This window comes from Petroclostridium xylanilyticum, assembly GCF_002252565.1.
In the GTDB taxonomy this organism is placed as follows: domain Bacteria; phylum Bacillota; class Clostridia; order SK-Y3; family SK-Y3; genus Petroclostridium; species Petroclostridium xylanilyticum.
In genome coordinates this window covers 1-10106 of the sequence record NZ_NPML01000026.1, presented here as the reverse complement: position 1 = coordinate 10106, position 10106 = coordinate 1, and the positions used below count along the sequence as shown (strand labels likewise).

8 protein-coding genes, 1 rRNA gene and 1 riboswitch are annotated in these 10106 nt (G+C 35.1%); of the genes, 8 read left to right on the top strand and 1 reads right to left on the bottom strand.

Going from position 1 to position 10106, the window contains the following annotated elements; all coding sequences use genetic code 11:
- Positions 1 to 84: 84 nt before the first annotated feature.
- From rrf to CIB29_RS15735, 8 genes are all read left to right on the top strand, one after another.
- Positions 85 to 201, top strand: a 5S ribosomal RNA gene (gene rrf / locus CIB29_RS15770).
- A 264-nt stretch (positions 202 to 465) separates the two neighbouring features.
- The gene (locus CIB29_RS15765; RefSeq protein WP_094551359.1) at positions 466 to 1131 is read left to right on the top strand and encodes an accessory gene regulator B family protein; all 666 of its coding nucleotides are present in this window, start codon (positions 466 to 468) and stop codon (positions 1129 to 1131) included.
- 90 nt (positions 1132 to 1221) lie between these two features.
- On the top strand, positions 1222 to 1734 hold the full coding sequence (locus CIB29_RS15760; RefSeq protein ID WP_094551357.1) for a transcription repressor NadR: 513 nt from the start codon (positions 1222 to 1224) through the stop codon (positions 1732 to 1734).
- A 64-nt stretch (positions 1735 to 1798) separates the two neighbouring features.
- Positions 1799 to 2893: a PTS sugar transporter subunit IIC gene (locus tag CIB29_RS15755; protein ID WP_198543934.1), complete on the top strand. Its 1095-nt coding sequence runs from the start codon at positions 1799 to 1801 to the stop codon at positions 2891 to 2893.
- 311 nt (positions 2894 to 3204) lie between these two features.
- The gene (locus CIB29_RS15750; protein ID WP_157910335.1) at positions 3205 to 3783 is read left to right on the top strand and encodes an NUDIX hydrolase; all 579 of its coding nucleotides are present in this window, start codon (positions 3205 to 3207) and stop codon (positions 3781 to 3783) included.
- A 527-nt stretch (positions 3784 to 4310) separates the two neighbouring features.
- Positions 4311 to 6074, top strand: coding sequence for a VanW family protein (locus tag CIB29_RS15745; RefSeq protein WP_198543933.1), 1764 nt, complete (start codon positions 4311 to 4313; stop codon positions 6072 to 6074).
- 215 nt (positions 6075 to 6289) lie between these two features.
- Positions 6290 to 6490: a hypothetical protein gene (locus CIB29_RS15740; protein ID WP_094551352.1), complete on the top strand. Its 201-nt coding sequence runs from the start codon at positions 6290 to 6292 to the stop codon at positions 6488 to 6490.
- Between the two features lie 218 nt (positions 6491 to 6708).
- A complete protein-coding gene (locus CIB29_RS15735; protein WP_094551350.1) occupies positions 6709 to 7143 on the top strand; it encodes a hypothetical protein in 435 nt (144 codons plus the stop codon).
- A gap of 265 nt (positions 7144 to 7408) precedes the next feature.
- Here CIB29_RS15735 and pflB read toward each other — a convergent pair whose 3' ends face one another.
- On the bottom strand, positions 7409 to 9643 hold the full coding sequence (pflB, locus tag CIB29_RS15730; protein ID WP_094551348.1) for a formate C-acetyltransferase: 2235 nt from the start codon (positions 9641 to 9643) through the stop codon (positions 7409 to 7411).
- A gap of 85 nt (positions 9644 to 9728) precedes the next feature.
- Positions 9729 to 9810, bottom strand: a riboswitch (ZMP/ZTP riboswitch).
- Positions 9811 to 10106 lie beyond the last annotated feature (296 nt).

Below are 10106 nucleotides of genomic sequence, written 5' to 3'. Positions count from 1 at the left end.
TACCTAAGGCAATTAAAAGAGCAGGTTAAGAATTCAAACCGTGACCTGTGAACCGTGAACTGTGAACTAGACACAGTTGAATTATCCGGTGACAATGACATGGAGGATACACCCGTTCCCATTCCGAACACGGTAGTTAAGCTCCATCGTGCCGATGATACTTGGAGGGGGACCTCCCGGGAAAGTAGGTCGTTGCCGGATTTTATTCGGGGACATTTCCTAATGGAAATGTCCCTATATATGTGTGTTTTTATTTTGTTACTTCCCTCAATTAATATATTAAAAGATATGATGTATACTGAATAACTAATTGTATAGCATGTTAAATATTATTAAAAATATACATTTGAATTTGTTTAAAAAGTGGATTTATGTTTATTCTATTGTGTTTTTATTGACAATTGCTGTTAAAGGATATATTATAATTACATAAATATTTTGAAGTAATGGGTGTGTGTTGAGGATATGAGATTAGTAAGTTCCATAGCATATAAGTGGGCATTGGCTGTAGCAGATAAATTTAATAGCAATCATAAGTGGAAAAGGTTTTATTATTATTGGATCAGGTTAATACTAGGTACATTGCTAAAAATGTCAATTATTTTTGGTATTGCATATTTATTAGATGTTTTTTGGCCAACTTTTTATTGTGCCGTTACATACGGTATCGTCAAGATTATTTCAGGCGGCATGCATTATAGACCATTAGGCAGGTCAATATTGCTCTCAGTAATGTTATTTATTACAATGGGTGTCGTTGCGGATACATTTAATTATATATATAAACCATTTGATGATACTCTGACAAAAGGGCCATTTATTTATACCTGGGTAATGTTTATTTTTTCTGCATTATGTGCTATAGTATTTGTACCGGTTAAGGTAAAGCATAAAGTTTCATTTTGGAACTTTAGAAAATGGATTTATAAGATATTAACAATTGCTTTTGTAGGATATGCAATGTACTATTCTTTGCAGTTATTAAATCTGGAAAATGCAGAAGAAGTTATTAACGTTCATATGCCGCGTGTAATATCTATATGGACAGCAATCGCGTTTGAACTTGCTACTTCAATTCCGTTCGTATATTATGGTGTAACAAGGTTGAACCAGATACTTAACTATAAATAATTGGCAATAGCTTATAAAAAGGATGTAGTTGAACTACATTTTTTTTTGTTTATATTAGTATTTAAGGGCATACTATAAAGGGGTGTGAATATGGAACCGATAGCAAGAAGGGAAAAAATAATTGAGATATTATCAAAAAGACAAGCTGCTGTAAGTGGCTCAGAGCTGGCGTTAATGTTAGATGTAAGTCGCCAGGTGATTGTTCAAGATATTGCATTGTTGAGGGCTGGAGGTACCGAAATTATTGCTACGCCGCAGGGATATCTGCTTCTCGGAGAAACAAGCCAAAGATTCAGAAAAACAATCGCCAGCAAGCATGATAAAGGTAGTATAAGAGATGAGCTTACCACAATTGTAGATGAAGGTGGTACCGTATTGGACGTTATCGTTGAACATAGCATTTATGGCCAAATTTCAGGAAATATAATGGTAAGTTCAAGAAGAGAAGTAGATGAATTTATGAACAAAATTAATAGAAGCGACATCAAACCGTTAAGCGATTTAACAGGTGGAATTCATCTGCATACGATTCAGTGTAAAGATGAAGCTACGATGAAACGAATTGAAGATGTACTTTTAGGGAAAGGGTACTTGTTAAAATAATAAAGATATGATATATTTTTTTATGATACATGACAAGACAACTATCATTACAGGGGGACAGATAATGAGCAAAGAGATTGATAAAAATGAAAGAAAAAATATGAGTTTTTTTAAAAGAAAAAATATAGAGTTTTCTTTAAAAAGATATGGTATTGAAGCATTAGGGTCAATGGCATTAGGTCTATTTGCTTCTCTGATTGTCGGCTTAATATTGGAGCAAATGGGAAAAGGGTTCAATATCCCTGTATTGGGCAGCCTTGCAAAAGTGGCAAAGGTAATGATGGGGCCGGCAATAGGGGTAGCAGTTGCTGTTGGATTAAAAGCTCCTAATCTGGTATCGTATTCTTCAATTATAACCGGTGCAATTGGAGCACAAGCTTTATATCTGATAAGCGGTAACCCGCCATTGTTTACCCTGCCCGGTGAACCGGTTAGTGCCTTTGTTGCAGCGGTGGTAGGTGCAGAATTTGGTAAATTGATAGCAGGGGAAACAAAAGTAGATATTGTTTTAGTTCCTTCGACAACAATTGTAACCGGTGGTCTAGCAGGATTATTTATAGGTCCGTTTATGGCAACATTAATGACACAAATCGGGAATTTTATAAATTTTGCTACAACACAGGAACCGATTATTATGGGAATTTTAGTATCAGCAACAATGGGTATTATATTAACGCTGCCAATCAGTAGTGCAGCGTTAGCAATCTCACTAAAATTAAGCGGGCTGGCGGCAGGTGCAGCTACTGTGGGTTGTTGTTCCCATATGATAGGTTTTGCAGTAGCAAGCTTTAGAGAAAATGGGTTGGGAGGATTAATTGCACAGGGATTGGGTACGTCAATGCTTCAAGTACCAAATACTATCAAGAACCCAAGAATATGGATTCCTCCTGTGTTAACCAGTATTATTCTGGGGCCAATAGCTACTACAGTATTTGGTATGAAAAATGTTTTTGCAGGCGCTGGAATGGGAACGTCAGGACTAGTGGGGCAGATTACAACATTAAGTAATGAGGCAATGGGTTCAAGTCCTGATGTGTTTGTGAAAATTGCACTTATGCATTTTATTTTTCCAGCTATTTTATCCTTAATTTTTTCTGAAATTCTTAGAAAAATAAATTGGATAAAATATGGGGATATGAAATTGGATTTAAAAATGTGAATTAAGTTGTGGAAAAACTCATAACATATCCACAGGTACTGTTTATAAAGTTTACAAAAAATTTGATTACTGTTAATAAATGCGGTATTATTGAACATTTGAAAGTAATAAGTTGTTTGTGGAAAACTTAAAGTTATCCACAGGGAGATGAAAAAGTTGTTTATAAAAAGGACAGTCTTACAACTTACTGTTTATAGTTAGTTAGCAGGCTGTCCTTTTTAAACTTTAAGATTAAAAATATTGCGCCAATGGTATAAATAAAATATAATTTTATAGTTAGTAGTATAATTGCTATAAAGGGAGATGAAACTTTGAAAAATACATTTAACCGGCTAGAATTTGAAATATTAAAAAGCAAATATGGAAAAGATGGGATAGAAAAAGAAGTAATTTTAAACCTCACAAATAAAAAACTTTTTGAGGAATTTAAGCATAATATCGAAAAGGACAGGAGAGGAGAAGTTGCTTTTGCAGTTGAAAGGAAAAATGGTAAAGTTGTGGTTATAAGAACACTCTTTTATCCTGAAGGCATATATAGAATTCCTACTGGTGGTATTAACCATGGTGAAGATATTATTGATGCACTTTATAGAGAAGTAAAAGAAGAGCTGGGGCTCCAATTTGAAATTAAGAAATTTTTAGGGGTAATAAAATTTAATATTATTTACTGTAATGAAAAGTTAAATTTCTATTCATATATTTTCTGGTTAAAGGAAACAGGAGGAAAAATACTAGAAGACGCGTTGGAAGATGAAATAAGTGAATATAAAGAAGTAGATAAAGAGCAGCTGCTGGAAATAGTCAATGTATTGGAAAAATTTCAAACAGAATGGAAGGATTGGTGTAGATTCAGGGCTCAAACTACTGGATTCATTCTACAGTTTATGTGACTAACTATATAAATAAAAGACTACTGTTTCCTATCTGAATCTATAAGTTTAAAAGTATTTTTGCACAAAAAAGCTCCTTATTTACATATATAATAAGGAGGTATAGTATGAAAAAAGTATTAAAAGTAGTTTCGTCAATATTTTAACATTTTCTGTATATCTTATCAATATATAAAATATATAAATATCTGTATTATATTTAATAATTCTATATGCATGATGATGAAAGGCAAAAATTGATGGGATGAAGAATATTAATAAAGAGGAATTGCTAAAATATTTATTTAATATAATTGTAATAAAGTCTTTTGGCAAAAGACTTATATATAGGAATAGGAATTTGTGTTTTGTAAATTCAGCATAATCTCCTATATACTAAAAACGGACTTTGAAACTTTTTTCCTTATTTTGAAGTCTAATAAATATATAAAATATAATAAAATTTTTGCAATTTTAAAAACTTGTTGAATTATAGGGAGATTTAGCAGTACAATATTAATATGTCCATTATTAGAAGGAGGAAGGCTATGGACGGTCAAATGCAAAGCCGACAGTTACAGCAGCAAGATAGCCGACATATTAACTCACGGATTATTAAATACGGACTAATATACTTTTTTATTATTTTTATAATTACTTCTACTTTGATAGGATTTGGTGCATATAATATTCTCGCCTATCCTAATGTTTATGCAGGGGTATATATTAATGATGTATATGTGGGAGGGGAAACACGGGAATCTATAGCAGCCAAGCTTATAGAAAAATATCAGTCAGCTCTGGAAAGCAAAACAATCACAATTACAAGCAAGGGAAAGGTCAAGCAGTTCAGTTGCAAAGAAATAGATGCCGCATATGACATAGATGAAGCAATATCCCAGGCATTTAATGTAGGAAGAGTAGGTAACCCGATTAAGAGGTTATTTACTATCTCCAGCATTAAGAAAAATAATGTTATTATACCTCTAGAGATTCAAGCAGATATGGAAAAGATAAAAAGCAAGATTAAGGAATTAGCTGATCAGGTAGACATACCTGTCAAAGAATATGAAACAAAGGTGGAAAAAGATAGATTAAAGATAATAAATGGAACTCATGGTGAGAAAATTAATTTATCTCAGGCTGCAGATACGGTATTAGAAACTATTATGTCTGGGGATTCCGACAGCATTCAGTTAATTGCAGAGATAATCAAGCCGAAAGATATAGACGTAGATGAACTTTATAGACAAATATGTGTAGAGCCTGCAAATGCCTATTATCAAGTCAAAGATTACCGTATTAATATTGTTCCTCATATTACAGGAAGACGTTTCAATAAAGAAGAGGCAAAGAAAATAATTGATAGCCATCAGTCAGAGGGGGAAGAGTTTTTTATTCCTCTTACAGTAGTTCAGCCTGAAATAGTGAAAGAAGAGCTTGAATTAAAGCTTTTTAGAGATAGACTGTCCCAGTATACAACTTCTTTCAATGTAAATTATGTTGAAAGGAGCCATAACATATTACTGGCAGCTAATGAAATTAATGGTATTGTACTAGGGCCCGGAGATGTTTTTTCGTATAATGAGGTGGTTGGAGAAAGAACACCGGAATTAGGATACCAAAATGCTAAAGTCTATGTGGGAGGAAAGATTATAGATGGTATTGGAGGAGGAATATGCCAGGTTTCCTCAACACTATATAATGCTGTACTTTTTTCCGACCTTGAAGTAATTAATAGGGTAAACCATTCTATGACGGTTGCATATGTTCCTATTGGGCAGGATGCAGCCGTAGCATATGGGTTATTGGATTTTAAATTTAGAAATAATACCGCATGGCCTATAAAGCTGGTATCCAAGTTAAAAGGGGGGCAGGTTACATTTGAAATCTGGGGAACAAATGAGGTAATAGGAAAATCAGTAAGTATAGAAAATATAATCGTACAAACCATACCATTTACAGTAAAATATGTAGATGATCCAAATTTGGAAGAAGGCAAAACCGTTATACAGCAAAAAGGTAGCAACGGATTTGTAGTAGATACCTATAAGATTATAAAGCAAGATGGAAAAGTAATCAGTAAAAAGCTGATTTCAAGGAGTACCTACAGACCTCTTGAACAGATAGAAGCGAGAGGTACCAAAAAGGTAGTGCAAGCGACCGAACCAAAGACAAACGATCAAAATAATCAAAAACCTGAGCAAAACCAACAACCAAAAACACCAGAACAAAGTCAGCAGCCTCAAGGGTCACCTGAGAAGCCTCAGGTGCAGGAAATCACAGAACCTGCTGCTCCAAATGCTATTTGACTAAACATCAATATCCTTGCTTTTTCCTCCACCTATTTCCTCTAGGAATATAGTTAACATAATGTTAACATAGAAGTATGTGTTCCTTAACGTAATAAATATATGAAAATAGCCCGGTGTTCGGAGCTTGGAGCTCGAAGAAAACTGCGAGCTTCAGGTTTTATGCTATTTTCATTAGTATTTGTGACCTGTTGAAGCGGATCATAGGGGTTAGTATGAAAATAGTGGGGAGTGGACAGTGGGGAGTGGGGAGTAAAACCGAAACCACAAAAAAAGTCCGGTTTAGCAGGAAGAAGGGATGCGACTTGGGGACGGTTTGTCTGTCGAATGTGCTTTTCATGCGACTGAGGAACCGTCCCCATGTCGAAGCCCAATTTAATTTTGAACATTCTATTGGAAAAGAAGTGGTACATTAGTAAGAGATAAAGATACAGATATAGATAAAAAAATTTAAAATAAGAAAGAGGTTTATGTATTTACTATTGCATAAATCTCTTTTTTTATCTTTCTTTAATAGGACAATATTTTTAATCTGTATCTCTAATTAAAAAATGTCACCATATTGACATAAGTCCATATAATGATAATGGGGTATATACACGACTTTTAAAAATAGAAAGGAGGTTTATATAATATGAATTATGGTTATTATCAAAATTATATTCAGCAGTATTATCCAGGTATGATGGATTATGAACCAATGAGATATCCAGATATATATTATGTTATTCACCCCATGGTTCGAAGAAAATGTGAAATGATGGATACACCTTACAATCCAATGATGCAGCCATATCCAAGCTATGAAATGGTAGAACAAATGACAGATGAGATAGTTGAAGAGCTCAGAATGAGTCATCCGGATATGATGAGAGATTATGGTATACAATCAGAAAGTGAAACAGAACAGTTTTTTGGACCGAGAGGATTGCTTAGGGCATTAATAGCCATCCTGCTCATTAGAGAATTATTAAGGAGAAGAGGAACTTACGGTTATCCAGGGTATGGTTACGGTTATTACGGACCTGGATATGGATACAGTCCGTACGGCGGATATATGGGATATTAAAGGTCCATTAAAAGGTGGGGGAAGAAGTGAAATAATCTTCTAACCTCCATTTTTTATTATTAAGGAAATAGCTTGCGCAAAAAACAGTGGACAAAGATGCACAAGCCTTGGAAGTTCTATACTTAGAAACTCTGCGGGTGGAACAATGCGCCTTTGTTCACGTGGATTTATAAGATAACGACTAGTGTATGCCTTAGGGAAATAAATAAAAGAGAAGGCAAAAAAATATTCCTTTTGGCAAAGGAATTAAATCGAATTTTATTAGTTAAACCCTATCGTAAAATGTCCTCATAATTACTTCTTCTTGCTGATACCTGTTCAGTTTATTAAAATGAACCGCATAACCTGATACCCGTACTGTGAGTTGAGGGTATTTTCCTGGATTATTCATGGCATCCAGAAGAATTTCTTTATCTATAATGTTGACATTAAGATGATGTGCATCTTTTGAAAAATATCCATCAAGGATAGCGCATAAATTATTTACCCTTACATCTAATGTGTTCCCCAGGGCTTTTGGTACGATTGTGATGGTTACAGAAATTCCATCCCGGCAGTATTCATAGGGAAGCTTGCTGCAGGAGTTGAGAACTGCGAGAAGCCCTTTTTGATCTCTACCGTGTAAAGGATTAGCACCGGGTGCAAAGGGTTCGCCTTTTTTTCTGCCATCGGGTGTGGACCCTGTCTTTTTACCATATACTACATTCGATGTGATGGTAAGGATGGATAATGTATGTTTTGCATTTCTATAAGTCGGATATTCCTGCAAATCCAGAATGAAATTTTTCACCAGTTCAACTGCTATATTATCCACCCTATCATCATTATTTCCATATTTCGGAAAATCTCCTTCTATTTCAAAATCGGTAATGAGACCTTTTGCATTTCTTATTGCTTTTACTTTTGCATATTTAATTGCACTCAATGAATCAGCGACAACTGACAATCCGGCAATACCAAATGCCATATTCCGGTTAACCGGGGTATCAATCAATGCCATCTGAAGCTTTTCATAGGCATATTTATCATGCATATAGTGAATAGTGTTCATGGTGTTTACGTATAATCTTGTTAACCATTTTTGATATTTGTGAAAAATGTTGATAATTTTGTCATAATCGAGATAATCCTGTGGATAAATTTCACCTTCCGGACCAACCTGTAATCCTGTTAATTCATCTTTTCCACCGTTCAATGCCATTAATAAAAGTTTTGCCAAGTTACACCGGGCACCGAAGAATTGCATTTCTTTTCCCAGCCTTGTAGCTGAGACGCAGCATGCAATACCATAATCATCACCAAATACAGGCTGCATCAAATCATCGTTTTCGTATTGTATGGAGCTGGTGTCCATAGAAACTTTTGCACAATATTTTTTAAAGTTTGACGGTAAAGCTGCAGACCATAACACTGTAAGGTTAGGTTCCGGGGAGGGGCCCAGGTTGTATAAAGTGTGAAGAATACGATAAGCGGTTTTAGTAACAAGATGCCTGCCATCAGCCCCTATTCCCCCAATAGCCTCTGTAATCCAAACAGGATCGCCTGCGAATAGTTCATTATATTCAGGAGTTCGTAAATGCCTTACCATTCTCAGTTTAATAACAAACTGGTCAATAAGCTCCTGTGCCTGTTCTTCGGTTAAAATACCTTCCAAAAGGTCTCGTTCAATAAAAATATCAAAAAAAGTGTTGATTCTTCCTAAAGACATAGCGGCACCATTTTGTTCCTTAACAGCACCAAGATATGCAAAATAAGTCCACTGGATAGCTTCCTTTGCGTTGGAGGCAGGTAACGAAATATCATATCCGTAAGTTGCAGCCATTTCTTTTAATTCCTTGAGAGAGGAAATTTGCAGGCTTACTTCTTCCCTTAGCCGTATAATCTCTTCGTTTGCAGGACTGTTTGAAAGCATTTTCAAGTCCAATACCTTTTGTTCAATTAGCTTGTCTACACCATATAAGGCTACTCTACGGTAGTCACCGATAATTCTTCCTCTTCCATAAGCATCGGGAAGACCGGTTATAATTCCTGACTTCCTGGCTTTTTTCATTTCGTCGGTATAAGCACTAAAAACACCATCATTATGTGTTGTTCTATACCGTGTAAAAGTATTTTCAATATCGGGTGAAAGGGTATATCCGTATGCTTCGCAGGCTTGCTTGACCATACGTATGCCACCAAAGGGGTTAATGGCCCTCTTTAAGGGGGACTCTGTTTGAAGTCCGACAATTAATTCTAAATCGTTTTGTATATACCCGGGCCCATGGGAAGTAATGGAAGTTACTTTTTGAGTATCGATATCCAATACTCCACCTTTTTTGCTTTCAAGTTCCATCAGCATTAAACACTTATCCCATAATTTTTTTGTCCTTTCGGTAGGGCAAGTCAAAAAAGATTCGTCCCCATCATAGGGAGTATAATTGAGTTGAATAAAATTAGAAACATCAATATTCTGCTGCCACGCTCCTGCGCGGAAGCCTTTCCATGCGTCTAAAGACATAGAAATCCCTCCTAAACAATTATTTTGGTAGTCCAGGAGGGGCTAAGGGGGAGAAATAAAAATTGCCCACCCCTGAACAAAACAATTGTTGTGCCCAGGCGGTCGGCAATTTTTAAAAATCATACTCCCTGTGGTTAATTCCACTTCCGCCAGTCGTATGATTTTATATTCAATTGATAATTTTATTATATATATAAAAGGGTAGTATGTCAATGTAAATTATTAAAATGGACATACCCCATTTTTTTCTTTTAATAAAATTATCCACAAAAAGAAGCTGAAAATGAGAAGTTATCAGGAGATTTGAGAAATTTGTCCACAGATTTGTAAAAACACGAGAAAAGCCCCCAAATTTATGGTATTGTTAAGATATCGAAAAAAAAACACATAAACCACATAGAAAGGGGCTTTCCTACATGTTTGATTATAGCAAAACAGCATATGATTTGAAAAAAGTATTTGT